The following is a 26224-nucleotide window of genomic DNA, read 5'->3' on the forward strand; positions in this document are numbered from 1 at the left end:
TAGAGAAAATAGTCTAACAAATATGGTGGAGGTGTGCTATATGGACGTAACGATACATTTTAAAGAAATTGATCATAAATTATTTGGCTTTGTTGAGGGTGAGATTGATACGTTTACTGCTTCAGGATTACGAGACGAATTAGAAGCTGTAAAGATTACAGAGGGTTTAGAAATTGAGCTTGATCTATCAAAGGTAAATTACATGGATAGTACAGGGCTTGGGATTTTTGTTGCCTTTTATAAAAGAGCATTACGTGAAAATGGAAAAGTAAAGCTCGTTGGTTTATCGAATAGGTTACAAAGATTATTTGAAATTACTGGTCTTAGTGATTTGATGGATATCGAAACTGATAAAAAGGTGGAATTAAGATAATGAAGGAATTTGACTATATTGAAATTAGAGTTCCTGCTAAACCGCAATTTGTCAGTGTCATTCGATTAACTGTCTCGGGCTTAGCAAGTAGGATTGGCTTTAATTATGATGATATTGAAGATTTAAAAATTGCAGCGAGTGAGGCTGTGACAAATGTTGTTCACCATGCTTATAAAGACGAAGAAGAGGGTGAAATTGTCATCGGCTGTGCGCTGTACGACAATAAAATGGAAATGATGATTGCGGATTACGGCAATAGTTTTAATTTTGAAGAGATTAAGTCTAAGATTGGGCCGTATCATCCTGAAGAAAGTATTGCAGGGCTAAGAGAAGGTGGTTTGGGACTTTATTTAATGGAAACTTTGATGGATGAGGTGATGATCAATAACGATGGTGGCGTAACTGTCTTCATGACAAAGTATGTCACTAGGGAGCAGGTGGAGAAAAATGTCGAAAGAATCACTACATAAATCTTCATCCAAAGAAGATGTACTAAAGTGGATTGAATTGTACCAGTCAACAGAGGATGATGAAGCACAAACCAATTTAGTGATTCATTATCGATATCTAGTTGAATCTATAGCTCGTAAATATTCGAATGGTAAATCTTATTATGATGATATTGTTCAAGTAGGGATGCTGGGATTGTTAGGTGCAATAAGACGTTTTGATCCGAATGTTGGTCGTAGTTTTGAAGCATTTGCCGTGCCAACAATTGTTGGGGAAATCAAACGTTTTTTACGTGATAAAACATGGGATGTTCATGTGCCTAGACGAATAAAGGAACTTGGGCCGAGGATTAAATCAACCGTGGAGGCGCTGACAATTGAATTGCAGCGTTCTCCATCCATTAAAGATATTGCTGAACGATTAGAAGTAGCAGAGGAAGAGGTACTAGAAGCTATGGAAATGAGCCGTAGTTATCAAGCTCTTTCTATGGACCATTCAATAGAATCAGATTCTGACGGTAGCACAGTGACGTTATTCGATATTTTGGGCAGAGAAGACGATGGCTATGAAATGACCAATAAACGAATGATTGTTTCGGATGCACTGGTTGTATTGAATGAGAGAGAAAAGCAAATTATTCAGCTTACATATCTAGAGCAACTTAGTCAAAAAGAAGCTGGAGAACGATTAGGGATTTCTCAAATGCATGTATCTAGGATACAAAGGAAAGCAATAAAGAAATTACAAGAGGCTATTCTAGCAAGTGGCGGTGTTTCGCTCTAATCTTTCGGAGGTATTTAGTGAAGAATACCTTTAAAATGAATGAAAATAGTCTACTCATATTCGTCTGAGTAGACTATTTTTTTGCATTTTTAGTAAAGTGTAATGGTAAAATGAAAAGAAAAAGGTAGTGATGATGTGGAGCAAAGGCAAATGTTACAGCTCATTGCAAAAGATGTAGCAGTCAAACCAGGGCAAGTAGAAGCTGTTATCAAATTATTAGAAGAGGGAAATACGGTACCATTTATTGCGCGCTATCGAAAAGAGGTTACAGGATCACTTGATGAGGTGCAAATTAAGGCTGTAGAAGATCGTTATCACTACATACAGCAACTTGAACAACGAAAAGAAGAAGTTATACGATTAATCCAAGAGCAAGAAAAGCTTACACCAGAATTAGAACAGGCTATTCTTTCTGCAACAATCTTACAACGTGTTGAGGATTTATATAGACCTTATAAGCAAAAACGACGTACAAAGGCGACGATTGCAAAAGAGAAAGGTTTAGAGCCTCTTGCAGATCTCCTATTAGCATTTAGTAATGATGCATTAGAGCAATTAGCTATTGATTTTGTGGATAATGAACAAGTTGCTAATCCTGAAGAAGCCCTGATGGGAGCTCGAGATATATTAGCAGAACGTTTTGCGGACGATGCCTCTATCCGTGAAAAAATTCGTGCTTATTCATGGAAGGATGGCATCCTTGTTACGTCTGTGAAAAATTCTGAAATCGATGAAAAAAATGTTTTTGAAATGTATTACGAATATGAGGAGCCTGTTAATCGCATTGTGCCGCACCGTATTTTAGCGATAAATCGAGGGGAAAAAGAAGAGATATTAAAGGTTTCTATTCATGTACCGGTGGACCGAGTATTAATGATTATGTGGAAAGAATGGATTCCAGCAACTGGTTCCTCTCCTGCTATTGCAGAAGTGAAACTAGCAATCGAGGATTCGTACAAGCGCTTAATTCAGCCTTCAATTGAAAGGGAATTACGAAACGAGCTTACAGAAAAAGCTGAGGCACAGGCTATTCATATTTTCTCTGAAAATTTACGTAACTTATTACTACAGCCACCTATGAAAGGGAAGTATGTTTTAGGGGTTGACCCAGCTTACCGTACAGGTTGTAAGCTAGCGGTTGTAGATGAAAATGGGAAAATGCTTGAGGTTACAGCTATTTATCCACATCCACCTAAACCAGATGTGGCAAAATCGAAAGCTACTGTGAAAGGAATTTTGGCAAAGTATCCAATAAGTATAATTGCCATTGGGAATGGTACAGCATCTCGAGAAACAGAACAATTTATCGCAGATGTATTAAACGAGCTTACTACTGACATAGCTTATGTGATTGTCAATGAAGCGGGAGCATCTGTTTATTCAGCGTCTGATATTGCACGTGCAGAATTTCCTGATTTACAGGTTGAACAACGTAGTGCTGTCTCCATTGCACGCCGCTTACAGGATCCTTTATCAGAGTTAGTGAAAATTGAACCAAAAGCGGTGGGAGTAGGTCAATATCAGCATGATGTTTCTCAAAAAAAATTAAATGAATCGCTAACTTTTATAGTAGAAACAGCTGTTAACCAAGTTGGTGTTGATGTAAATACGGCTTCATCATCACTCTTACAATACGTTTCTGGTTTATCAAAAACTGTTGCAGAGAATATCGTGAAGACGCGAGAGGAAAATGGTCAATTTACTACACGTGCGCAATTAAAGAAGATCCCAAGGTTAGGTGCCAAAACGTATGAACAGGCTATTGGTTTCCTACGTGTCCCAGAAGCAAAAAATCCGTTTGATGCTACAGGTATTCATCCTGAGAGCTATGATCTTGCTGAGCAAATATTAGCAGAGGCTCAAATAGATAAAAAAGAGTTAGGGACACAGAAGGCAGAGGAAGCTATTGCAGCACTAAATATCAAAAAGTTAAGTGATGTGCTCGGAGTAGGAGTTGTGACAATTCAAGACATCGTGGATACTTTAATGAAACCTAGTCGCGACCCACGTGATGCATTCCCACAACCATTGCTTAAGACTGATGTATTGAAAATGGAAGATTTAAAAGTAGGTATGGAATTGCAGGGTACGGTAAGAAATGTAGTAGATTTCGGCGCATTTGTTGACATTGGCGTGAAGCAAGATGGACTTGTGCATATTTCTAAACTCCAAAACAAACGTATTAAGCATCCATTGGAAGTTGTAGCGCTTGGGGATATTGTAACTGTCTGGGTTGAACAAATAGATGTAACGAAAGGTCGTATCTCTTTAACGATGCTTCCACCTAAAAATCAAGCATTAGTTTGAGTACTAAATTTTCACCACACTGTCTATACTACGCAGTGTGGTATTCTTGTTGTTAGAGGTGATTACTATGGACAATCAAGAATTACAAGAGCTTGTTCGTCGCTTATCTTTGAAAAGCTTTCAGAGACCTTTTCTTCATCAAGCCTATTTTAATGCAAGATTACGTTCAACGGGAGGACGATATCTTTTACAATCTCATAATATTGAGATTAATCCTAAAGCCTATGAGTTATACGGTTTGGAAGAAGTTCAAGGTATTATTTTACACGAATTATGCCATTATCATCTACATATTGAAGGGAAAGGGTATCAGCATCGAGATAAAGATTTTAGAGAATTATTAAGGAAAGTAGATGCCCCGCGATTTTGCTCAGTTCTACATTCCCCTAAAGCTACAATTAAAAAACACCGACGACGCTATACATATACTTGTGTTAATTGCCACCAGTTATATGTACGGAAAATAAAAATGAATGTTGAAAAGTATTGTTGTAGTAAGTGTTTGGGGAAATTAAAATTAGTGGAATAAAAAAACTTTTAAAAATAGTTGACGTTTTGTTGTGTTGTCCCTATAATAGTAAAAGTCGACAAGATAACGACAACAACTAACATACATTATTCCGAAGTAGCTCAGTTGGTAGTAGCACCTGACTGTTAATCAGGTTGTCGCAGGTTCGAGTCCTGCCTTCGGAGCCATGGCCCCTTGGTCAAGTGGTTAAGACACCGCCCTTTCACGGCGGTAACACGGGTTCGAATCCCGTAGGGGTCATTTTTCATAATTTAATGTAAATATTTTGGTCCCGTGGTGTAGCGGTTAACATGCCTGCCTGTCACGCAGGAGATCGCCGGTTCGATCCCGGTCGGGACCGCCACTTATTGGGGTATAGCCAAGCGGTAAGGCAACGGATTTTGATTCCGTCATGCCTAGGTTCGAATCCTAGTACCCCAGCCATTCATTTCTTAATTCGAGCCATTAGCTCAGTTGGTAGAGCATCTGACTTTTAATCAGAGGGTCGAAGGTTCGAGTCCTTCATGGCTCATCTCTTTAAGAAAAAGAGTTGACTTTTTGAATTATCGTAGTATAATGAGAAAGTTACTAATCGAATGCGGTCGTGGCGGAACGGCAGACGCGCTAGGTTGAGGGCCTAGTGGGGGCAACCCCGTGGAGGTTCAAGTCCTCTCGGCCGCACCAAGTCAATCAATTTTATATGCGCCCGTAGCTCAATTGGATAGAGCGTCTGACTACGGATCAGAAGGTTGTGGGTTCGACTCCTGCCGGGCGCGCCAATTTTAAAATATATGCGGGTGTAGTTTAATGGTAAAACCTCAGCCTTCCAAGCTGATGTCGTGAGTTCGATTCTCATCACCCGCTCCAAAAAAGTGTTGACAACCGATTGGTTGCATGATATACTTGAATAGTTGTCTGAATTGATAACATATGAACCTTGAAAACTGAACAAGCAAAACGTAATCAATAAAGTTTTTAGTAGCTAATAATAAAACAGTCAGCTGTGTGCTGACTGTTTTTTTATATTAATGAAAAGAGTAATTACAGTCATTGTAATTACTCTTTAAAATGTCTATAAAATAATAAGTTCTCTAGGAGAGTGGGTAATGACTTCAACGCCTTCTTTTGTAACGATAATATCATCCTCGATACGAACACCACCTACATTCGGTATATAAATACCCGGTTCTACTGTCAGTACCATATTCTCTTCTAAAATGTCTTTACATATGGTAGACATAAATATATTTTCATGGATATCTAAGCCTATGCCATGTCCTGTACCATGTCCGTAATTTTGTCCATATCCCTTTGCAGTAATGTAGTCTCGTGTATAACGATCTGCCTCTTGTCCAGTAATACCAGGTTTGATATTGGAAAGGGCATGTTGTAAGGCATAATGGACTATTTGATATACTTCTTTTAATTGCTCTAATGGTTCTCCAACAGCAATCGTTCTTGTCATATCAGAACGATAGCCTTGATAGTAAGCACCAAAATCCATTGTCAGCATATCACCTTGCTCCACTATTTTAGAGGATGCTACGCCATGTGGGAGTGCTGAGCGATGGCCAGAAGCAATAATCATATCGAAGGCTGCACCCGTTGCACCATTTTTGCGCATATGAGACTCTAATTCATAGGCTATCTCAAGTTCTGAAATACCAGGTTTGATGAATGTCAGAATATGATTAAATGCCTCATCAGAAATCCATGCTGCTTTTTTAATTATTTCAATTTCCTCTGGCGTTTTAATCATCCGTAAATCTTCTACAATAGTAGGCATTGGTTTTAATATGGCTGTCAATTTGCTTTTCATGAATTGATAGCTGTAATAAGTAACATGAAGTTGCTCAAAACCAACTGTTTGAATTGATTCCTGTTCAAAAATTTCCTGAATGGTTTCATATAAACGGTTGCGATCAATCTCGAGTACTTCAAAGGTGTCACATTGATTTGTTGCTTGCTGTGTATAGCGGAAGTCTACTAATAAAAGTGCGCGCGTCTTCGTTACGATAACTGTACCTGCACTACCTGTAAAACCGGTTAGATAGCGACGATTTTGAGCATTTGTAATAATAATTGCATCGGTTTCGTGTAGCTGTAAGGCTGCTTGTAATTGCTCTAATTTTGACATGTTACATTTCCCCCTTTAAAGTTAAATATACTGCAAAATATGCATTATGTTTAGAGCTTATATAAAATTAAGAAGTTGATTGTATAGGAAATTCATTACAAGATAAGTTCTATTTCTAGTTAAGAGAGTGTTAGAAAATATATTAAAGGAAAATATAAAAATAGATATTGCATATCTATGTTTTCTATGATATATTTATAAATGTCTTAAAGAGGTCCCGTGGTGTAGCGGTTAACATGCCTGCCTGTCACGCAGGAGATCGCCGGTTCGATCCCGGTCGGGACCGCCATTTAAATTGATATTACAGTCCTTATGATTTTACATCATAAGGACTTTTTATATTTTATCGGAGTATGGAACCAATTCATCATTCAGGAGCTTATTAGGAAACCTAAGTAGAAATTTTATGACAAATGAATAACTCCTAAAGGATCAACCTCGCCTATTAGAAACAAAGGGGCTAAAAGTATAACAATCTGTGAAGTATTTGAGACCAACCTCCCTTTATTATTTCATAAACAACATCTATTTCCCTAAAAGCATCTCAATCGTGTCTAAAAAATGGCTTAATCTTCGTGAAATAATTGATATTATTTACATAAATATAATTATTTGTATTTATTTAACATTATCTAAAAATAGTAAAAATTACCGATAAATGATAGCGTTTCTATAAGGTAAAATTAGATGTGTTTCTAATATAAAGATTAAGGGTAAAAAGTAGAAGTAATCGGATTGGCTACGGAGGTGTTTATATGAGCAAAGATTATTCTTTTAAAAGTATTTATTTACCTTTGCTTATTGGTTCCATGATAATGATGGTAGGCTGTGGAGATCCTATTATAGAGATTGAAGAATCAAATGCGTATCACTGGCAAAAAAATATGAACGAAGTAGAATTTGAGAAATTAAAAAATGATATGTCATATATTGAGGTAGTAAAAGCAGCAGGCGGCGCAGGTAAAAAGATCAAAAATAATGAATATCGTTGGAATGATGAAATCTTGATGACACAGGCCTATATAGTGAAATTTAAGGATGATAAACTAGTTGGCAAAGAAATCATAGCAGTGAAAGGTCATTCAAAAAGATAAATCGTTGTCACGTCTTCGTAAATGAAGACGTGTTTTTTCATTTAAATAAGCAACCTATGTATTGAATTAGGCTTTTTAACGACGACATTCTAAGTAGGATATAAATGATATTGGATGCTTTGAACATTTTCGCTAGTTTAGGTAAACTAGAGGTAATGTAGTGATGAGAGGAAAAATGAGAATGTATGAAATAATCATGAATTCAGTTGATGATACAGAACGTTTTGCTATGGCACTTGCCAATTTACTAGAAGCTCAAGATACGATTACATTAGAAGGAGATTTGGGCGCAGGCAAGACAACGTTTACGAAGGCCTTAGCAAAGGGGCTTGGTGTGAAGAGAACAGTCAACAGTCCAACATTTACGATTGTTAAACAGTATGAAGGACGTTTACCCTTCAATCATTTAGATGTATATCGTCTGGCTGAAAGTGACGAGGACCTTGGTTGGGATGAATTATTTTATGGAGATGCAGTATCAGTGGTAGAGTGGGCGCATTTAATTGAACAGGATTTGCCACAGAATCGATTAGCGATAGAGATTTACCGAATCGGAGATAATGAACGACGTTTTGTGTTAATACCTACTGGGGAACGCTATAAGGCGCTATGTGAGGAGCTAATGAAATGATTTGGTTAGGAATAGAAACAGCGAATACACCACTTTCCGTTGCTATTGTGAGGGATGGAAAAGTGGTAGCCGAGATGGTGCAAAATATAAAATTAACGCATTCTGCTGGCGCGATGCCCGCTATCGAAGAAATATTAGCAAGAGCAGGCTTAAAGGCAGGCGACTTGGATGTGATTGCGGTGTCTGAAGGTCCAGGTTCGTATACAGGTGTCCGCATAGGTGTGACATTAGCGAAAACCCTAGCTTGGACATTACAGATACCTTTAGTTGGCGTCTCTAGCTTAAAAGCATTAGCTGCAAATGCTACCCTTTATAATGGATTCATTTGTCCAATTTTTGATGCAAGAAGAGACAATGTTTATACAGCTGTTTATCAAGGAATGACACTAGAGGCTCTTGTGGAAGATCATCATGCACATATCGCTGATTTATTAGAACGTTTAAGGGCATTAGATGCACCTGTTTTATTTGTAGGAACAGATGTGGGCATTTTTTGGGATAACATCGTAGAAGAGCTTGGTGATAACGCTTTGCGTGCACCTTTTAGTCTTGACTTGCCACGTGCAACGGAAGTTATTCGTGTAGGAACTAAAGTGGAGTTACCGAGTGTTGAAGCTACTCATCACTTTGTCCCACAATATAAACGAATTGCAGAGGCTGAAGCAAATTGGCTGAAAGAACAAAAGGAGAAAGAACATGAGTAGTGATGTAACTTATCGTAAAATGGTTTCTGATGATGTACCAGCAGTTTATGAAATTGAAGTAGCTTCATTTCCTGTACCTTGGACGTTGGATTCCTTTTACTATGAAGTGCATGAAAATCAGTATGCTCATTATGTGCTGGCTGTGGATGCAAATGGAAGTATTATTGGTTTTTGTGGGATGTGGATGGTTATAGATGCAGCCCAAATTACGAATGTAGCTGTGATTGAGGGTGCTCGTGGTCGAGGTATAGGCGAGGGATTAATGCGTGAGGCGATGCAAATAGCTCGTTTACATGGAATGGAGGTTATGACATTGGAGGTACGTGTAACGAACACCGTTGCACAAAATCTTTATCGCAAGCTTCAATTCCAAGATGGTGGTATACGGAAAGGCTATTATACTGATAACGGGGAGGATGCCCTTGTCATGTGGGTGAATTTACAATGAATAATGGAATGATATTAGCAATAGAATCAAGCTGTGATGAAACAGCTGCAGCGATTATTCGAAATGGTCATGAAATCGTGTCGAATGTTGTTGCTTCTCAAATAGAGAGTCATAAGCGTTTTGGTGGAGTTGTCCCAGAAATTGCATCACGCCATCATGTTGAACAAATTACGATGGTAATTGAAGAAGCTTTAGCTCAAGCAAATCTAAAGCCGTCAGATTTGGATGCGGTTGCTGTTACAGAGGGTCCAGGTCTTGTAGGGGCATTGTTGATTGGCATTAATGCGGCGAAGGCTTTTGCCTTTGCGAACAGCTTACCCATTGTGGGTGTACATCATATTGCAGGTCATATTTATGCCAATGCGCTTGTACAGCCAATGGAGTTCCCTTTATTAGCACTAGTAGTTTCAGGCGGTCATACAGAGCTTGTCTATATGAAGGAGCATGGTTCTTTTGAGGTCATTGGTGAAACACGAGATGATGCTGCTGGTGAAGCATATGATAAAGTGGCACGTGTTTTAAATTTACCTTATCCTGGTGGGCCACATATTGATCGTCTTGCTCATGAGGAAGGAGAGGCTGTGCCTTTTCCAAGAGTATGGTTGGAAGAGGATTCGTATGATTTTAGCTTTAGCGGTTTAAAATCAGCTGTCATCAATTATAAACATAATATGGATCAACGAGGTGAAGCCATTTCACCAGCAGCTGTTGCCAAGGGATTTCAGGAAAGTGTTGTTGAAGTACTGACAGCTAAAACATTGCGTGCTGCTCGTGAGTATCAGGTGAAACAGGTTATTGCAGCTGGAGGTGTAGCCGCAAATAAAGGTTTGCGAACTTCTTTGGAGGCTGTATTTGAAGAGGAAGGTATCCCGTTTTTTGTACCACCGCTTAAATTGTGTACTGATAATGCTGCAATGATTGGCGCAGCTGCTATGCCGATGTATGAGGCTGGTATTCGAGGAAACTTAATGATGAATGGACGTCCAGGAATGGAGTTAAAATCCTGGATATAGTATGGAAAAGAGGTATCTATATTTTTAGATATCTCTTTTTAATTGTCGAATAATTGTTGATAAAAAGGAACGGTGCTAAGGGAATAATAAGTAGAAACAACAAAATTGACAAATTTTTCAGAAAATTATCCACAGGTAAAAGAGCGAAATAAATAGCGAACACGCGTACTTATACACAAATTGTTGATAACTTGTGTATAACTTGTGATTATTCAATATATAGTAGCTTGTTTTATACGATACAATGTGGATAAAATAATTTTTTATTGTGGACAGTGTGGAAAACTCTGTTGATATGTTGGTATTACTAGATTTATAGTGTGTATAAAACTGTGGGCATTTTTTGTCGAAAAATAGCACTTGACCAATATATATGAAAAATGAAGACAAGTAAAGAAAAAGCCATGTGAAAGGTCACATGGCTTACATCTTTACATATTAATATTTTCGAGTTCTTCATTTAACTCAAGCCATTCTAATTCTAATAGCTCATGCTGTTCTTTAGCAGTTGCTAATTCGTCTTGAAGCATTGAAATTTTTTCATGGTCAGTGAAAATGGCAGAGTCACATAGAGCCTCTTCTAGGCTTGCAACAATAGTAGATGTTTCTTGCATCTTGCTTTCTAAATCTTCGATCGTACGTCTAATTTGACGTTCACGTTTTTTTGCCTCTTTATCTATTTTTGATGTAGACGTTTTATCAGGCAGATCTTGCTGTACTTGGGGTTGAGAGGCAGCATTCATTTGTGCTAGTTCCAATAGTTCCTGCTTTTTCTCAACGTAATAATCGTAATCACCTAAATATTCAAATGAACCCGTTCCAGATAACTCCACCACTTTTGTTGCGATACGATTAATGAAGTAGCGGTCGTGTGAGACAAATAGAAGAGTACCTGGATAATCAATCAAGGCATTTTCTAATACCTCTTTGCTATCTAAGTCTAAATGATTGGTAGGCTCATCTAGAATTAAGAAATTAGCCTTTTGCATCATTAGCTTTGCGAGTGCAAGGCGTGCTTTTTCACCGCCCGATAAAGAGGATACAGCTTTATCCACATCTTCACCACTAAAAAGAAAACGCCCTAATACAGTTCGAATATCTTTTTCGTTCATGAGTGGCCATTCATCCCATAATTCTTTCAGGACACTCTTATTACTCGAGAGCTTTGCTTGCTCTTGATCATAATAGCCAATTTGTACATTCGTCCCATAACGAATACTGCCTGCAAGAGGGGCTAAATCCTTTACAATTGTTTTTAATAATGTCGATTTACCAACTCCATTTGGACCAACAAGGGCAATCCGATCCTCGCGAAAAGTGCGAAGGTTTATCCCACTAGAAATGGTACGATCATTATAACCAATCGTTAATTCATCAACAGATAAAACATCATTTCCACTTTGACGTTCAATCGAGAAACCGAAACTAGCGGATTTCTCATCACCGTCCGGGGATTCCATCCACTCTGTACGTTCAAGCATTTTACGTCGACTTTGTGCCATTTTTGTTGTAGAAGCACGTGCAATATTTTTTTGGATAAAATCCTCTAGCTTGGCCTTTTCATCTTGCTGACGTTCATAGAGTTTGACATCACGCTCATAATTTTTAGCTTTTTCATCTAAATAAGCACTATAATTACCAGGATATTTGGTAACACGATGACGGGATACTTCGTAGACAATAGAAACGACTTGGTCTAAGAAGTAGCGGTCATGGGAAACAATTAATATTGCGCCTTCATAGCCCTTTAAATAGGATTCCAACCAAGATAATGTTTCGATATCTAAATGGTTAGTAGGCTCATCGAGAATTAAAAGATCTGGTTTACTAAGTAAGAGCTTAGCAAGTGCTAAACGTGTGCGTTGTCCACCAGATAAGGAACTGATGGGTTTGTCATAGTCTTCGGAATAAAATTGCATACCATGAAGGACTGATCGTATGTCTGATTCATATTGATAGCCGCCAGCATCCTTGAACGTATGCTGTAATTGATCGTATTCCGACATAACTTTCGCATACATAGTAGGATTTTCATAAACAGTAGGATCAGCCATTTGTTGTTCAAGTGAGCGTAGGAGCTGTTCTTGTGCTAAAAGTGATTCGAAAATAGTCATCATTTCATTCCAAATCGTTAGCGTAGAGTTTAATCCTGCATGTTGCTCTAAATAGCCTATTTGAATACCCTTTGGGATAATGATATCGCCTGAATCATAGGACATTTGACCAGCAATTATTTTTAATAAAGTAGATTTACCTGCACCGTTTCGTCCTACTAAGGCAACACGGTCACGGTGTTGAACTTCTAATTTAACACCACTTAAAATTTCATCTGCAAGAAAGGATTTAGTTAGTTGATTGACCTGTAAAACAATCATTCTTGACACCTCAATTCTACCTTAGTGTAATGGATGAACGATTTGCATGCAATGTCCGTGCTTTACTTATTCCTAGCAGTCATGTAAGATTGAAACGATTTCTTTTTAGTTAGCTGCGTATAAGGCGCCATTAACTAAAGAGAAATACAGCAGGGGATTGCAAAAATGTTGTATATTGTTAAGGATGAATGTATTAAAATTAGTAGTTAAAGACAGTAAAATTGATGGAGGTACATCATAAGGAGGAAAAAGTTTGAAACAAGAATTAAAAATTCCACAAGCCACTACAAAAAGACTTCCTCTTTACTATCGATTTATTCAAAACTTTGCACAAGAAGGTATGGAACGTATTTCGTCGAAGGAATTGAGTGAAGCGATGAAAATAGATTCTGCAACTATTCGCCGTGATTTTTCTTATTTTGGTGCACTTGGGAAAAAGGGTTATGGCTACGATGTGCAGCATCTATTACAATTTTTTAGCCAGACGCTTGATCAACATGAAACGACAAAAGTAGCGTTAATTGGTGTGGGGAATTTAGGCAGTGCATTATTAAAATATAATTTTCAAAAAAATCATAATACACATATTGTGGTAGCATTCGATTCAAAAGCACCGAAGGATGGCAAAATGATCAGTAACATTCCTGTTTTTCATCCAGATTTATTGGAAGAAAAATATGCAGAATACGGTGCAGAGCTTGCTATTTTAACCGTTTCACCACGCTCCGCTCAAAAAATGGCGGATCGCTTAGCAGCCATGAATGCAAAGGGAATTTTAAACTTTACGCCAGAGCGATTAACAGTACCTGAAAGAATGCAGCTTTTAACCATCGATTTATCGGTAGAGTTGCAAGCGCTTATTTATTTAATTCGTAATCAGGAAGAGTGAAAACCATACATATTTTTAAGTGTAATTCACCGTTTCTGTCAAGATAGATAATTTAAATAAAATGAGGTCAAATCAGTGAGAGTGACGAAAAACTTTCACATATAATTAGTTAGCAAAATGGCGAAATATGCGTTAAAATGATGGATATAAAGAGGAGGTGGCTGTAATGGGTGGTATTGGTCCTATGAGCCTCATTATTATCGGAGTTGTCGCGTTACTAATTTTTGGTCCTAAAAAGTTACCAGAGCTTGGTAAGGCATTTGGTTCAACACTACGTGAATTCAAAAATGCTACTAAAGGTTTAGCCGACGAAGATGATGATGATAAGAAAAAGAAAGAACTAGATAAGTAAGTTAGGATGTTGAGGAATGAATCCAAAAGATCTAACTGTCATTGAGCATATAGAAGAATTAAGAAAACGGCTGTTCATTGTTGCCGTTTTCTTTGTTCTAGCTATGGCCGGCGCCTTTTTTGTCGCAAAGCCAATTATTAAATATCTTCAAATTACTGGAGAATCCTATAATATAGAACTCCATGCGTTTGATGTAGTAACACCGCTTTCAATTTATATTCAAGTTATATTTTTAATCTCTTTTATTGTTTCTTCGCCAATTTTAATGTATCAATTGTGGGCATTTATAAGTCCAGGACTAAGGGACATAGAACGAAAAGCAACCTTAAAGTATATTCCGTATGCATTTTTATTATTTTTAGCAGGGCTGTCCTTTTCTTTCTTTTACTTATTTCCTTATGTCATAAAATTTATGATGGGTTTATCGAATGAATTAGACATACAACCAACAATTGGCATAAAGGACTATTTTTCATTTTTATTTAGACTTACAATTCCATTTGGTTTCCTTTTCCAATTGCCGATTGTAGTCCTATTCTTTTCACGTATTGGAATGTTAACTCCTGAAATACTAGTGCGTTTTCGAAAGTATTCCTATTTTGGTCTGTTTGTGTGTGCAGCTATAATTGCACCCCCGGAGTTGGCTTCGCATTTAATGGTATCAATACCATTGTTTATGCTATATGAAATAAGCATTATGATTTCACGTATTGGCTATAAAAAATACTTGCAATCAGAAGAAATGAGATTAAAAGAAGAGCAGGAAGCTGAACAAAAGCGCCAGATTGAAGAGGCACTTGAGTTACAACGGAAACAAATTGAAGAATTAAAAAAACAATAATCAATTTTAAAATTGAAGTACACCCAAAAGTTAGCGTGAAAATCTAACTTTTGGGTGTTTGCTATGTCAAAGTATAGCAGTAAATTATAAGTAAGGAGAAAATATATTCAAGAAGTTCTTTCTTATTGATAAATTAGCCAAGAAGTATATTATTCCTAGTAATTAGTTAGAAGTATACAAAATAAAGTTTATTATGTTACATGCAAGCTTGATGTAAAACACTTTATAATTCAAACAGGCTTTTTACAAGATAATGTGGTTAATTTTCAAAAACTAACTATTATAAGTTAAGTATTTTAGTACACCTAATTTGAATTATGATGTGTAATTTAGAAATGTTATATTGTTTATCGCATTTGACAGTAAATTTTCGATTATGTTCCTATCAATTATTAAGCAATTAGTTGTTTCTAGTTTTTCTTTTATTCTAAATTTATCCGTAAAAAACTACACCTCCAATTGAGGTGTAGTTCAAATACTAAATAGATTTTCTTTAAATTAGTACTTATTTTATAATACTAGAAAAGAGTAGAAATTCTCGATTAAAAATATGTGTACTTTTAAACTATCTTGGATATAGCCACCCCTCATAAACGCCCACCTTAATGCGTTTTCCTGTGAAAATATCGTATGAATCTTCAATAGCTACTAAATTAAGTACACCACTCCAATCGCCGTTTATATGAAATACTTGTTTTTCGACTGTTGAGAAAAGTGAGTAAGGTTTTCTAATTCCTGAAACCCATCTTTCGTGTACAGCATAAGGAGTTATTTCTCCAGAGTTTTGTGAAATTTCACTATTATTTTCAGTACTTACATTATTAGTTTCATTATTCTCTATTTCTTCTGCTGAAGAAATTAGTGCTCCTGATAGAGTTACGGATAATCCTAGTAACACACCACTAATTATTTTTTTTGCTTGCATATTTAATACCTCCTATAATTAATCATTTAAAGCGCTATTAAAAGTAAGCTACACTCGAGTTAAATCAAGTGTAACATTCGCATTATGGCTAATCAATCATAATTTACATAAAATTTGTATTTATGTTAATATTTTCTTTTTTTATCTCTCTATAAACTATAGAGTATTATCGGACTTTTACAAATTTTGTTTCCGAAATAAAAAATAGCAACAGAAAACTATTCGTTATCTGTTGCTATTTTTAAATTGGGAAAGCTATTGTCTTTTTGTAATGGAGGCTATTTATACTGAAATCTAACATGATGTAATTAAATTACATTAAATTGGTACCTATACAATTTTGTCTATATTTTGTATTACCTTTTGGGCTTTACAAAAATTTATTGCATTTTTTCTAGTTCTTGAAGAAACTTTTGCAATGGTTCCGCATAGAATTGTACAAGTGTCACAAATCCATTAAGCATGACGTGTGCAATAATAGACGTCCAAATGCGCTTTGTTTTGTGATATAAAAAGGCGAAAATTAAACCACAGATGGTATAAAGCAAGATATGTGAGAAGTCGAAGTGGATAATCGCAAAGAAAATGGCACTCACAATTGCTGCCACCCAGAAATTTGTTGTTTGGACAAGCGAGCCAAAGATCACTCTACGGAAGACGAATTCTTCTAAGATTGGCCCGAATACAACAATTGCTAATATGGCGATGGGAGCACCTTTAGCTATCGCGACAATATCTGCAGTATTTTGTGAGCCTCCTTCAATACCGAAAACAGCCATCTCAATAGCTGCACCAATCATTTGTCCAAAGAACACTAGGAAGAAGCCGATGATTCCCCACACAATTGTAAGAGGTATCGTTTCTTTTTTTCCTTGATAAATGTTCCAAAATGCTTTATCTCGAGATGTAAGGATTAAGCTTAAAATGAGCGCTACCGCAAAACTTAGTGCAATATACCAACCTTGAGTAATAGGAGCCGCTTGTTCAGAAGCTAAACCAGTTACCTTCATGATGAGCTTATGGAACGGTAAGAGCAACCATCTGCTAGAGATTTGCATCAAGATATAAATCAGCAAAACATACAGGGCTGTTTTTTTATGTTTCGTTACTTTTTGAGAATTAGTCACAGTCAAAATCCTTTCCATTCATATGCTTCTTTTCTATTGTAGAGGAATATGGAAAGAAAACAAAATTTTTTGAAGTTCTGACTTGCAAAAAAAAGAGTGATTGATTATCATAATAATTGTGTTAGCACTCATTGATATAGAGTGCTAATAAATATCAACAATTATTTAATTATTAGGAGGTTGTTTCACTTGTTAAGACCACTAGGAGATCGTATTGTAATTGAACTAATCGAGGTAGAAGAAAAATCTGCATTCGGTATTGTACTACCTGACTCTGCAAAAGAAAAACCACAAGAAGGTAAAGTAGTAGCAGTTGGGACAGGTCGTGTATTAGAGAACGGGCAACGTGTAGAGCTTGACGTTAAAGTTGACGACCGCATTATTTTCTCTAAATACGCTGGCACAGAAGTTAAATTTGAAGGTAATGAATACCTAATTTTACGCGAAAGCGATATACTTGCAATTATTGAATAAGAACATTAAACGCACCTTACGTAAGGTGGATGCTTATTGTCTGCAAAACAAATGTGACAATAAGGTGAAATTGATATAAATATATTGAAGAAGCTTAACGAATATTCCATTTCAGGAGGGTAAATTCTCATGGCAAAAGATATTAAATTCTCAGAAGACGCTCGTTCATTAATGTTACAAGGTGTAGATAAATTAGCGAATGCAGTAAAAGTAACATTAGGACCAAAAGGACGTAATGTTGTTTTAGAAAAAAAATTCGGTTCACCACTTATTACAAATGATGGTGTGACAATTGCAAAAGAAATCGAATTAGAAAACCCATACGAAAACATGGGAGCAAAATTAGTAGCAGAAGTTGCTTCTAAGACAAACGAAATTGCTGGTGATGGTACAACTACAGCAACAGTATTAGCTCAAGCAATTATTCGTGAAGGCTTGAAAAACGTTACAGCTGGCGCAAATCCTGTAGGTATCCGCAAAGGTATTGATAAAGCAGTGGCTGCAGCACTTACGGAATTACACGCTATTTCTCGCCCAGTAAGCAATAAGGAAGAAATTGCACAAGTTGCTGCTATTTCTGCTGCTGATGATGAAGTTGGACAACTAATTGCTGAAGCAATGGAGCGCGTTGGTAACGATGGTGTTATTACAATTGAAGAATCAAAAGGCTTCACAACAGAGCTAGATGTAGTAGAGGGTATGCAGTTTGATCGTGGCTATGCGTCTCATTACATGGTAACTGATACAGATAAAATGGAAGCGGTTCTTGATAACCCATACATTTTAATTACTGATAAAAAAATTACAAACATTCAAGAAGTATTACCATTATTAGAACAAGTGGTACAACAAGGTCGTCCACTTTTAATGATTGCTGAAGATGTAGAAGGTGAAGCACTAGCAACACTTGTTGTGAACAAGCTTCGTGGTACATTCAATGCTGTAGCAGTAAAAGCACCAGGCTTCGGTGATCGCCGCAAAGCAATGCTTGAAGATATTGCTATCCTGACAGGTGGACAAGTGATTACAGAAGAATTAGGCTTAGACCTAAAATCAGCTGACATTTCTGCACTTGGTCGTGCAGCAAAAGTAGTGGTAACAAAAGATAACACAACAATCGTTGAAGGTATAGGCGGAGCAGACGCGATTGAATCACGCATTGGTCAAATCCGTGCACAACTTGCTGAAACTACTTCAGAATTTGATAAAGAAAAATTACAAGAACGTCTTGCTAAATTAGCAGGTGGTGTAGCAGTTATCAAAGTTGGTGCTGCAACAGAAACAGAGCTTAAAGAGCGTAAACTTCGTATTGAGGATGCTTTAAACTCAACTCGTGCGGCTGTTGAAGAAGGTATCGTATCAGGTGGTGGTACAGCTCTTCTTAACGTCTATGCAGCAGTGGAAAAAGCGGCTGAAGCAGTAGAAGGCGACGTAGCTACAGGTGTGAAAATCGTTCTACGTGCTTTAGAAGAACCAGTTCGCCAAATTGCTAATAACGCTGGTCTTGAAGGCTCAATTATCGTAGATCGCTTAAAACGTGAAGAAGTTGGCATTGGTTTCAATGCAGCAACTGGCGAATGGGTAAACATGATGGAAGCAGGCGTAGTAGACCCAGCAAAAGTAACTCGCTCAGCTTTACAAAACGCAGCATCAGTTGCAGCGCTATTCTTAACAACAGAAGCGGTTGTAGCAGATATCCCTGAAGCAGCACCAGCAATGCCAGATATGAGCGGCATGGGCGGTATGCCAGGAATGATGTAAGATTTAGCTTAAACTAAAGCACAATCTTTTAAGTAAACATGACCACTTTCCATAATTTTATGGAAAGTGGTTTTTATTTTGATTTTTTATTAGAACAGGCTATTTAAGTGGATTATTCATCTGCTAAATGTATGAATAATTTATAATTAAAAATTTTCCTGTTGTTTTTCAATGGATTATCACTTACAATACAAATGAAAATGATAATCGTTATCATTGACTAATAGTTAAATAGATAGAGGTGAAATTTTGAATAAACAGGAAGCTAACAGAATAGGGACGGGCAATATTTATTATGTTATTATCTTGCTTTTAATAGCCTCCATTTTAATATCTGCCGTTTTTTCTGTATCAATAGGACAAGTCAGTATTCCTTTCAAGCAATCGATGGATATTTTGCTACATACTATATCCAATGGAAAACTTGGCACCCTTGATAGTGTGGAAAGTGAATCCTACTTGAATATTATTTTACAGGTCAGAATGCCACGTGTGGTTTTTGCCTTATTAATTGGTGTCGGACTTGCATTGTGTGGCGCTGTCATGCAGGCAGTTGTCCAAAACCCACTTGCTGATCCATACATACTTGGTATTTCTTCAGGAGCGTCATTGGGAGCAACCTTTGCTATCCTAGTTGGTTTTGGGAGTAGTGCATTGCTAGCACAATTTGGAGTAGCCTTTGGTGCATTTGCAGGAGCGATGTTTACCTCTATGGCAGTGCTTATCTTATCCAGTATTGGAGGTAAAGCAACCTCAGTGAAATTGGTTTTATCAGGGGTTGTTATCGGTGCATTATGTAGTTCGTTTTCAAGCCTTATCATCTTTTTTGCCAATAATGCAGAGGGTATCAAAACGGTTACGTTCTGGTCTATGGGGAGTTTAGCATCCGCAAGCTGGGACAAAACACCGATTTTAACATTCGTCATTGTGCTAGGAGCTATATTATTCCTTTTCCAACATCGCGTGCTAAATACAATGCTACTTGGGGATGAATCAGCTATCACATTAGGGATCAATTTAAGTGCTTATCGTAAATTGTATATGATTCTTACCTCGCTTATTACAGGGACGATGGTCGCTTATGCAGGTATGATCGGTTTTGTTGGTTTAATTATTCCTCATATTACGAGAGGTATTTTCGGGGCAGATCATAAACGATTAATGCTAGGAACATTGCTCTTAGGCGGTCTTTTCATGATTTGGGCGGATATTCTGTCTCGTACATTAATCCAAAATGTAGAATTACCGATTGGTATTATTACTTCTGTCATTGGGTCACCATTATTTATCTATATGATTGTAAAAAAAGGTTACAACTTCGGAGGGTAGAACAATGGAATTAGTAGCAAAGGAAATAGAAGTAAAAATCGGCAAAAAGGAAATCGTAAAAAACATATCCATTCATGTGAATAAGCAGCAATTTGTGGGCTTAATCGGACCAAACGGATGCGGAAAATCAACTTTACTAAAAAGCATTTATAAAAGCTTAGTGCCTCAAAAAGGAATGGTCTTCTTAGATGATTTAGATGTTTTAAAAAGTCCCGAAAAAAAGATTTCTCAGCACTTAGGCGTGGTTGGACAATTCAATGAAATGCACTTTGATTTAACAGTTCAACAAATGGTGATGTTAGGAAGAACACCTCATAAAAAAATGCTAGAGTCAGATAACCAAAAGGATTTTGACATCGTAGAAGAGGCATTGACAAGAACGAACTTACAATCTTATAGAGGGCGTAGCTTTCTTTCACTATCTGGCGGCGAAAAGCAAAGGGTTATTTTAGCTAGAACGATTGCCCAACAGCCTAAATTTATGATTTTGGATGAACCAACAAATCATTTAGATATTCGCTATCAAATTGAAATACTATCCTGTGTAAGAAGTTTAAACATCGGTGTTTTAGCAGCTCTTCATGATCTAGAAATGGCAGCACATTACTGTGACTATCTTTATGCCGTAAAAGATGGTGAAATCTATGCACATGGTACACCACAAGAAGTTTTAACACCAGAAACAATAGAAGCTTTATATCATATAAAATGTCAAACATTTACTAATCCGGTGACGAATGGATTAGGCTTTGCATATGGACTGTAGGAGGAAAACCATGAAGAAAAAATTATTATTAGGAATTGGTTTAGCGGCTTTGTTAACATTAACAGCCTGCGGTAACACATCAAAAGATGCATCTAAGGAAACACAAATAAAAGAGCATTATCCACTAACAATTGAGAACTTTACAAAGGCTGAAGGGGGATCAACATGGGAAAAGAAAGATCAAGTATTTGATAAAGCACCTGAAAGAATTATGGCAAATACACGCCCGGCAGCAGAATTATTATTACATCTAGGATTAGGCGATAAAATCGTTGGTGTTGGTGCGAACTTTGGAGCAGTTGATAAATCTGTAGAAGAACAGTATGCTAAGCTAAATATTTTAAGTGATGAATATGTTGGGAAAGAGGTTACATTAGGGACTAATCCTGATTTAGTATTTGGTCGTGGTGGCTTATTTGATAATGCTGAATGGGGAGTAGGGACAGTAGACTCTCTTAATGAAATGGGTGTAAAAACATATGTTTTAGAGTCATCTGTAACAGGTGGTACATATGATTCTATTTATAAAGATATCGAAAATATCGGTGAAATTTTTAATGTTCAAGATAAAGCAGATAGCTTTATTAACGAACTAAAAGGCCGACAACAAGATATTTCTTCAAAATTAGAAAGTATTAAAGAAGAAAAAACATTTGCTTATCTGCATACAAATGATCCAAAAGAGCTTTTTATTTATCCAGCACACGACGAAACATTTTTTAATGATGCATTCAAAATGGTTAAATTAGATAATATTTTCAAAGATGAAACAGGCGATGTAAGTGTTGAGACATTAATTGCAGCAGATCCAGATGTATTAATACTTCCTAACTGGGACGGTTCTGATTTGACAAAAGTACGTGAAGAAATTTATGCCAATCCTAAACTTTCAAGCATGAAGGCTATTAAAAATAAACAAATGTATATTGTAGATTACAATTACATGTTTGGCTATGGCTATAACACAATTGATGGAATGGAAGCATTAGCAAAAGAAATGTACCCAGACTTATTTAAATAAAACAAAAAGTGCTGTCCTAGCGGGTCGAATAAATGACACGTTAGGGCAGCGTTTTCTTAATACGGAGGAATAATTATTGTTATGGCTGTAGAAGCTGCTCTTTATTTAATATTGTGGTTATTAACTTAGAATTTTCATTGTTCCAGCAGACGGATACAGGATGTTGCTGATCAAGATAGAGTAATTGGGTAAAAAGGTCTTTCCTTTTTTTTCTTATATCAGTAGTATCAAGCAAATGTGGCGATTGGATTGGTAATAAGCCTGTTTTAAAAAGAGCCTCTTTTAAAGTCCAAAACTCATAAAAAACATGTAAAGGCTGATGAGAGACCAATTGACGCTCTGTCTCAGAAAGCGCATATATCATCATATCTTCACTAACTGGCTTTATTTCTTCGACATCAATGCCCACTCGTCCAATAGTGGTGAGAGCTAACACTATCCAATCCCCAGAATGAGAGAGATTAAAATCTCCCTGCCAATGTGGGTGTCCTGCAATATAAGGGCGCCCAAATTCATTATGAGCTAGATGTAACAGAACGTCATCTATATAGGGAAGGAGTGCCCATCTAATAAGAGTGCTACCTAGCAACGCTCTTTGCTGATCTTGCCAGTGCTTGTATTGCTGAACTTTTCTTTGAACCTCGGAAGGGAGTGCTTTAAGAAAAGCATCCCATTCTGATGGTGCTAACTGAGCGCCTAGAGGTAGTGCAAATAGCTGTATAGTTTGTTTTATCATCTTATATTGACTTGTTTTGGCTCAGGAAAGTAGCCTGTATCAATGCCATATTGAATCATTCTGTGAATAAAGGCTGTATTTGGTACCGCACATTCAATCTTTGTATGCGCTAAAAATTCTATCGTTTTTTTGCAATTGAAGATAAATGGGGAGTCACTTGCTCCATCACCTTCAAGCTGCGCAATGGCTAACGATAAATATTCCTGTACATCTTTTGAATGATCGCCATTTAAAAGCCAATCTGTATATTCTTGTGTTGAAACAATTGTTAAGTCATATCCAATTTCTTTAAGCATATCGATTAATTCTAAATAAGTAAGCGATACAGGGTTACATAAATGGAAGACATGGCCGTTGGTTGCTGGCTGACTTGCCAAAGAAACAAGTGCCTGACTAGCATAATTGATTGGTGTGAAGTCAACATGCCATTGTGCCGTAGGAGTTTTACCTAAATAAAGCATTGATTTAATCATACGGTAAAAGGCATTGTCATCGATATTACGTTGGAATTTACCTGTTTCAGAATGACAGCTTAAATTTCCTACACGATAAATGGAGACAGGGATCGCATCATGTACAGCGTTTCGAACAAGATTTTCTGCTTCTAGCTTACTTTGAGTATAAACATTAGTTAGCTTTACATCGTAATTGAAGTTACCTTTTGCTTCATCTGGTCCCCATTGGATGGCTGCTAGCTCCTCTGGAATTCCAATAGTCGATACATAATGGAAATGCACACCTGGTTTCTGTTTGGCTACTTCAAGCAAATAGCGAGTTCCATTCACATTGACATTATTAAAATGATCAGCTGCACCGAAATGACGTACATCTGCACCACAATGAATGATGGCATCGATTTCTTTCATAATAATTTGTTCATCTTTATCAGATAAATGAAGTCGTTGCTTGCCTAAGTCACCTTGGATAACAGTGACACGGTCTTTCAATTGCTGAACAATCGTATTACCAAAATAAAATTGCATACTTTCTATTAGTTTGGCTTCAATCGTAGTTTGGGCACTCGGTCGAATAAGGCAATATATGTGCGCAGTTGTTGTTGCTAATAGCTCATATAATACATGACTACCTAAATAACCTGTAGCCCCAGTTAATAATACCGATGTCATTGGCAAGGGCTTCACGTTTTGGGAGACTTGTAGAGGACTAGGCTCCATTAAGTCTTTGAATACAATGCTTTTAGCTGGCTCGTCTTGATCTTCAATCGCTTCTGGTTGATAATGACGAATATAATGATCCAGTTCAGCAATCGTTTGATATTGGAAGAAATCCTGAATCTTTAAGAATGGTATATGTTTTTTCACTTGTACAAGAATCTCGAGCACTTTTAGCGAATGTCCACCGATATGAAAGAAGTTATCGTGAATGCCAATTGGCTCAATACCGAGTACAAATTCCCATGCAGTAGCAAGCATACGCTGTGTATCATTTTCTGGGGCAATATATGTAGTGCTGCGTGATAAAGTTAATTCCAATGAAGCTAAGTGCTTTCGATCAATTTTTCCTGTAGGGGATAACGGCATTTCTTGCAATTCAATAAATTGCTCTGGTACCATATAATCTGGTAAAAGATTTGCTAAGTAGTCCCTTAAAAGATTCTCCTCAAGCTGCATACCACTTGCCACTGTATAGTAGGCAAATAAATGATTATTTCCATCAGCCATTTTCTTCGCAATAATCACAGCTTCCTGAATGCTTGTATGATTGCTCAATACTGTTTCGATTTCTCCAAGTTCGATACGGAAACCTCTTACTTTAATTTGAGAGTCTTTACGTCCAACAAATTCAATGACACCAGTTGGCAATAGTCGAACTAAATCACCTGTTCGATACATTTTTTGATCTGGCTTTAAGAGATGAGGTACAAATACTTCAGCTGTTTTTTCAGGCTGATGTAAATAACCTGCTGCTAAACCAGCACCAGCAATACATAATTCTCCGATTGTATTAACGGGACATAGCTGATCGTCCGTATTAATAACATACATTTCATAATTGGCGATTGGTCTGCCAATAGGGATACTAGATTGCATGTCTGTTATCTGACTTTTCACCTTAAAATAGGAGGACAATACTGTACATTCAGTTGGTCCATACACGTTAATAATTTCTGTAGTAAGTCCAAATTTCTCTTGCCATTTTTGAACAATGGCAGGCAATAGGGCTTCACCACCTACAGATAAATAATTTAATGTCGCAAGCTTTTCCCTATAGCTTACTGGTAAATGTGTAGCTAGCTGTGTAAAGAAAGCATTTGGAACAGTAGCAGTCGTTACTTGCTCACGGCCGATCATATCAGCAAATGCCTCAATGGACAGACGTTCGACACTTGTAAGCATATGAAGTCTTGCTCCTGAAAATAAAGCAGTAAAAGTTTCTGTTATAGAAGGGTCAAAACTATAAGAAATAAACTGGGAATAAACATCTTCTTTAGTTGAATGGTAGATTCGTTGATTATCTGTTATTAAATTAATGACAGCTTCATGCTTAAGCATGACGCCTTTTGGTTTACCTGTTGAACCAGAAGTATAAATAATATAGGCTAAATCGGATGGAAGCAGTTCACATTGCATATTTTCCTGTGAATACCCTTGCTCCGTTTGGTTGATAGTGAACACTGTGCGTGTTTGAGAATCATTATGTATAAAATCATTCAGTAGAGCTGTATGTTCGTTTTTCGTTATGATAAATGGAGCACCTGTATCGTTTAATAGGTACTGACAACGTTCTTTTGGATAGCTCGGATCAATGGGAACATAAACACCACCAGCTTTCAGGATACCTAACAAACTAATGACTGTTTCTTTACTACGTTCCATCACAATCGCTACATAGTTTCCTTTTTTTAGACCGTTGGCAACTAACATATGAGCAACTTGGTTGGATTGTTCATTTAGCTGACGGTAGGTAAGTTTTCCACCTTCATAGGATAATGCGATTCGCTCTGCAAATTTTTCTGCTGCCTGATAAAATACGTCAGGTATTGTGGTGTTTTGATCGTAGTTAGCCATTGTTCGGTTTAACGTTTGATATGCGAGTAAGTCTTCTTTGTTCAACAATTGTGTGCTATTGGAGGATGGCGTTTGTTGGTTAAAAGAATGCTTATTATTTTGGGATGGGTGTACATCAAATTCTTGTTTATTATTCAATTATGACAACTCC

The 26224-nt window shown here is 37.0% G+C and carries 24 protein-coding genes and 9 tRNA genes; 27 read left to right on the plus strand and 6 right to left on the minus strand.

Features of this window, described 5'->3' with window-relative positions; genetic code table 11:
• Positions 1–40 precede the first annotated feature (40 nt).
• From V1L66_RS02825 to V1L66_RS02885, 13 genes are all read left to right on the plus strand, one after another.
• The gene (locus V1L66_RS02825; protein ID WP_016993414.1) at positions 41–373 is read left to right on the plus strand and encodes an STAS domain-containing protein; all 333 of its coding nucleotides are present in this window, start codon (positions 41–43) and stop codon (positions 371–373) included.
• Positions 373–843 carry an anti-sigma B factor RsbW gene (gene rsbW, locus V1L66_RS02830; RefSeq protein ID WP_016993413.1) on the plus strand — a complete coding sequence of 157 codons (471 nt, stop codon included), beginning with the start codon at positions 373–375 and terminating at the stop codon, positions 841–843. The genes V1L66_RS02825 and rsbW overlap by 1 nt, the downstream gene beginning before the upstream one ends.
• Positions 821–1606 carry an RNA polymerase sigma factor SigB gene (gene sigB / locus V1L66_RS02835; protein ID WP_016993412.1) on the plus strand — a complete coding sequence of 262 codons (786 nt, stop codon included), beginning with the start codon at positions 821–823 and terminating at the stop codon, positions 1604–1606. The genes rsbW and sigB overlap by 23 nt, the downstream gene beginning before the upstream one ends.
• 135 nt (positions 1607–1741) lie before the next feature.
• The gene (locus V1L66_RS02840; protein WP_333006492.1) at positions 1742–3913 is read left to right on the plus strand and encodes a Tex family protein; all 2172 of its coding nucleotides are present in this window, start codon (positions 1742–1744) and stop codon (positions 3911–3913) included.
• Positions 3914–3980: 67 nt separating this feature from the next.
• Positions 3981–4442, plus strand: coding sequence for a SprT family protein (locus tag V1L66_RS02845; RefSeq protein WP_333006493.1), 462 nt, complete (start codon positions 3981–3983; stop codon positions 4440–4442).
• A 90-nt stretch (positions 4443–4532) separates the two neighbouring features.
• A tRNA-Asn gene (locus V1L66_RS02850) sits at positions 4533–4609 on the plus strand.
• A 1-nt stretch (position 4610) separates the two neighbouring features.
• Positions 4611–4682: transfer RNA gene (locus V1L66_RS02855), tRNA-Glu, on the plus strand.
• A 27-nt stretch (positions 4683–4709) separates the two neighbouring features.
• Positions 4710–4785, plus strand: a tRNA-Asp gene (locus V1L66_RS02860).
• Positions 4786–4790: 5 nt separating this feature from the next.
• Positions 4791–4865 (plus strand) — tRNA-Gln (locus V1L66_RS02865).
• 15 nt (positions 4866–4880) lie between these two features.
• Positions 4881–4953: transfer RNA gene (locus V1L66_RS02870), tRNA-Lys, on the plus strand.
• Between the two features lie 66 nt (positions 4954–5019).
• Positions 5020–5105, plus strand: a tRNA-Leu gene (locus V1L66_RS02875).
• An 18-nt stretch (positions 5106–5123) separates the two neighbouring features.
• Positions 5124–5200, plus strand: a tRNA-Arg gene (locus tag V1L66_RS02880).
• A gap of 14 nt (positions 5201–5214) precedes the next feature.
• Positions 5215–5288 (plus strand) — tRNA-Gly (locus V1L66_RS02885).
• A gap of 205 nt (positions 5289–5493) precedes the next feature.
• Here the strand turns inward: V1L66_RS02885 and V1L66_RS02890 are convergent.
• Positions 5494–6558 carry a Xaa-Pro peptidase family protein gene (locus tag V1L66_RS02890; protein ID WP_333005882.1) on the minus strand — a complete coding sequence of 355 codons (1065 nt, stop codon included), beginning with the start codon at positions 6556–6558 and terminating at the stop codon, positions 5494–5496.
• 213 nt (positions 6559–6771) lie between these two features.
• Here V1L66_RS02890 and V1L66_RS02895 point away from each other — a divergent pair.
• The 6 genes from V1L66_RS02895 (at position 6772) to tsaD (ending at position 10448) form a co-directional block, all read left to right on the plus strand.
• Positions 6772–6847: transfer RNA gene (locus tag V1L66_RS02895), tRNA-Asp, on the plus strand.
• Between the two features lie 466 nt (positions 6848–7313).
• Entirely contained in the window at positions 7314–7652 is a 339-nt protein-coding gene (locus V1L66_RS02900; protein ID WP_258859713.1) for a hypothetical protein, read from the plus strand.
• A gap of 181 nt (positions 7653–7833) precedes the next feature.
• A complete protein-coding gene (tsaE, locus tag V1L66_RS02905) occupies positions 7834–8283 on the plus strand; it encodes a tRNA (adenosine(37)-N6)-threonylcarbamoyltransferase complex ATPase subunit type 1 TsaE (RefSeq protein ID WP_016993010.1) in 450 nt (149 codons plus the stop codon).
• On the plus strand, positions 8280–8987 hold the full coding sequence (gene tsaB, locus V1L66_RS02910; protein WP_333005883.1) for a tRNA (adenosine(37)-N6)-threonylcarbamoyltransferase complex dimerization subunit type 1 TsaB: 708 nt from the start codon (positions 8280–8282) through the stop codon (positions 8985–8987). Before tsaE ends, tsaB begins: the two co-directional genes overlap by 4 nt.
• Positions 8980–9435, plus strand: a complete 456-nt coding sequence (rimI, locus tag V1L66_RS02915; protein WP_016993016.1) for a ribosomal protein S18-alanine N-acetyltransferase — start codon at positions 8980–8982, stop codon at positions 9433–9435. Before tsaB ends, rimI begins: the two co-directional genes overlap by 8 nt.
• Positions 9432–10448, plus strand: coding sequence for a tRNA (adenosine(37)-N6)-threonylcarbamoyltransferase complex transferase subunit TsaD (gene tsaD / locus V1L66_RS02920; RefSeq protein ID WP_016993018.1), 1017 nt, complete (start codon positions 9432–9434; stop codon positions 10446–10448). The genes rimI and tsaD overlap by 4 nt, the downstream gene beginning before the upstream one ends.
• A 431-nt stretch (positions 10449–10879) precedes the next feature.
• Here the strand turns inward: tsaD and V1L66_RS02925 are convergent, their stop codons facing one another.
• Positions 10880–12823: an ABC-F family ATP-binding cassette domain-containing protein gene (locus V1L66_RS02925; protein ID WP_333005884.1), complete on the minus strand. Its 1944-nt coding sequence runs from the start codon at positions 12821–12823 to the stop codon at positions 10880–10882.
• Positions 12824–13076: 253 nt separating this feature from the next.
• Between V1L66_RS02925 and V1L66_RS02930 the strand changes: the two genes are divergently transcribed.
• From V1L66_RS02930 to tatC, 3 genes are all read left to right on the plus strand, one after another.
• Positions 13077–13712, plus strand: a complete 636-nt coding sequence (locus V1L66_RS02930; protein WP_036075461.1) for a redox-sensing transcriptional repressor Rex — start codon at positions 13077–13079, stop codon at positions 13710–13712.
• A gap of 166 nt (positions 13713–13878) precedes the next feature.
• Positions 13879–14064 carry a twin-arginine translocase TatA/TatE family subunit gene (locus V1L66_RS02935; protein WP_008176991.1) on the plus strand — a complete coding sequence of 62 codons (186 nt, stop codon included), beginning with the start codon at positions 13879–13881 and terminating at the stop codon, positions 14062–14064.
• A 16-nt stretch (positions 14065–14080) separates the two neighbouring features.
• Positions 14081–14905 carry a twin-arginine translocase subunit TatC gene (tatC, locus tag V1L66_RS02940; protein ID WP_333005885.1) on the plus strand — a complete coding sequence of 275 codons (825 nt, stop codon included), beginning with the start codon at positions 14081–14083 and terminating at the stop codon, positions 14903–14905.
• Between the two features lie 565 nt (positions 14906–15470).
• Here tatC and V1L66_RS02945 read toward each other — a convergent pair.
• Positions 15471–15830, minus strand: coding sequence for a hypothetical protein (locus V1L66_RS02945; protein ID WP_036075464.1), 360 nt, complete (start codon positions 15828–15830; stop codon positions 15471–15473).
• A 380-nt stretch (positions 15831–16210) separates the two neighbouring features.
• Positions 16211–16975, minus strand: a complete 765-nt coding sequence (locus tag V1L66_RS02950; protein WP_036075465.1) for a CPBP family intramembrane glutamic endopeptidase — start codon at positions 16973–16975, stop codon at positions 16211–16213.
• A gap of 171 nt (positions 16976–17146) precedes the next feature.
• Between V1L66_RS02950 and groES the strand changes: the two genes are divergently transcribed.
• The 5 genes from groES (at position 17147) to V1L66_RS02975 (ending at position 22308) form a co-directional block, all read left to right on the plus strand.
• Entirely contained in the window at positions 17147–17431 is a 285-nt protein-coding gene (gene groES, locus V1L66_RS02955) for a co-chaperone GroES (protein WP_004224358.1), read from the plus strand.
• A gap of 129 nt (positions 17432–17560) precedes the next feature.
• Positions 17561–19192: a chaperonin GroEL gene (groL, locus tag V1L66_RS02960; RefSeq protein WP_333005886.1), complete on the plus strand. Its 1632-nt coding sequence runs from the start codon at positions 17561–17563 to the stop codon at positions 19190–19192.
• Between the two features lie 249 nt (positions 19193–19441).
• A complete protein-coding gene (locus V1L66_RS02965; protein ID WP_016993301.1) occupies positions 19442–20521 on the plus strand; it encodes an iron ABC transporter permease in 1080 nt (359 codons plus the stop codon).
• A gap of 4 nt (positions 20522–20525) precedes the next feature.
• Entirely contained in the window at positions 20526–21287 is a 762-nt protein-coding gene (locus V1L66_RS02970) for an ABC transporter ATP-binding protein (RefSeq protein WP_036075994.1), read from the plus strand.
• Between the two features lie 10 nt (positions 21288–21297).
• Positions 21298–22308, plus strand: a complete 1011-nt coding sequence (locus V1L66_RS02975) for an ABC transporter substrate-binding protein (RefSeq protein WP_333005887.1) — start codon at positions 21298–21300, stop codon at positions 22306–22308.
• 79 nt (positions 22309–22387) lie between these two features.
• On the opposite strand, the gene V1L66_RS02980 is transcribed toward V1L66_RS02975, so the two are convergent.
• A complete protein-coding gene (locus V1L66_RS02980; protein WP_333005888.1) occupies positions 22388–23044 on the minus strand; it encodes a 4'-phosphopantetheinyl transferase superfamily protein in 657 nt (218 codons plus the stop codon).
• Positions 23041–26211, minus strand: coding sequence for an amino acid adenylation domain-containing protein (locus tag V1L66_RS02985; RefSeq protein WP_333005889.1), 3171 nt, complete (start codon positions 26209–26211; stop codon positions 23041–23043). Before V1L66_RS02985 ends, V1L66_RS02980 begins: the two co-directional genes overlap by 4 nt.
• Positions 26212–26224: the final 13 nt, after the last annotated feature.

Source organism: Lysinibacillus sp. IITD104 (assembly GCF_036698265.2).
Taxonomy (GTDB): domain Bacteria; phylum Bacillota; class Bacilli; order Bacillales_A; family Planococcaceae; genus Lysinibacillus; species Lysinibacillus boronitolerans.

Excerpts from the sequence above, each read along its gene's own strand:
- V1L66_RS02825 (WP_016993414.1), top strand. The coding sequence starts at position 41 with ATGGACGTAACGATACATTTTAAAGAAATTGATCATAAATTATTTGGC.
- rsbW (WP_016993413.1), top strand. The coding sequence starts at position 373 with ATGAAGGAATTTGACTATATTGAAATTAGAGTTCCTGCTAAACCGCAA.
- sigB (WP_016993412.1), top strand. The coding sequence starts at position 821 with ATGTCGAAAGAATCACTACATAAATCTTCATCCAAAGAAGATGTACTA.
- V1L66_RS02845 (WP_333006493.1), top strand. The coding sequence starts at position 3,981 with ATGGACAATCAAGAATTACAAGAGCTTGTTCGTCGCTTATCTTTGAAA.
- V1L66_RS02890 (WP_333005882.1), bottom strand. The coding sequence starts at position 6,558 with ATGTCAAAATTAGAGCAATTACAAGCAGCCTTACAGCTACACGAAACC.
- V1L66_RS02900 (WP_258859713.1), top strand. The coding sequence starts at position 7,314 with ATGAGCAAAGATTATTCTTTTAAAAGTATTTATTTACCTTTGCTTATT.
- tsaE (WP_016993010.1), top strand. The coding sequence starts at position 7,834 with ATGTATGAAATAATCATGAATTCAGTTGATGATACAGAACGTTTTGCT.
- tsaB (WP_333005883.1), top strand. The coding sequence starts at position 8,280 with ATGATTTGGTTAGGAATAGAAACAGCGAATACACCACTTTCCGTTGCT.
- rimI (WP_016993016.1), top strand. The coding sequence starts at position 8,980 with ATGAGTAGTGATGTAACTTATCGTAAAATGGTTTCTGATGATGTACCA.
- tsaD (WP_016993018.1), top strand. The coding sequence starts at position 9,432 with ATGAATAATGGAATGATATTAGCAATAGAATCAAGCTGTGATGAAACA.
- V1L66_RS02925 (WP_333005884.1), bottom strand. The coding sequence starts at position 12,823 with ATGATTGTTTTACAGGTCAATCAACTAACTAAATCCTTTCTTGCAGAT.
- V1L66_RS02935 (WP_008176991.1), top strand. The coding sequence starts at position 13,879 with ATGGGTGGTATTGGTCCTATGAGCCTCATTATTATCGGAGTTGTCGCG.
- tatC (WP_333005885.1), top strand. The coding sequence starts at position 14,081 with ATGAATCCAAAAGATCTAACTGTCATTGAGCATATAGAAGAATTAAGA.
- V1L66_RS02945 (WP_036075464.1), bottom strand. The coding sequence starts at position 15,830 with ATGCAAGCAAAAAAAATAATTAGTGGTGTGTTACTAGGATTATCCGTA.
- V1L66_RS02950 (WP_036075465.1), bottom strand. The coding sequence starts at position 16,975 with ATGGAAAGGATTTTGACTGTGACTAATTCTCAAAAAGTAACGAAACAT.
- groL (WP_333005886.1), top strand. The coding sequence starts at position 17,561 with ATGGCAAAAGATATTAAATTCTCAGAAGACGCTCGTTCATTAATGTTA.
- V1L66_RS02970 (WP_036075994.1), top strand. The coding sequence starts at position 20,526 with ATGGAATTAGTAGCAAAGGAAATAGAAGTAAAAATCGGCAAAAAGGAA.
- V1L66_RS02975 (WP_333005887.1), top strand. The coding sequence starts at position 21,298 with ATGAAGAAAAAATTATTATTAGGAATTGGTTTAGCGGCTTTGTTAACA.
- V1L66_RS02980 (WP_333005888.1), bottom strand. The coding sequence starts at position 23,044 with ATGATAAAACAAACTATACAGCTATTTGCACTACCTCTAGGCGCTCAG.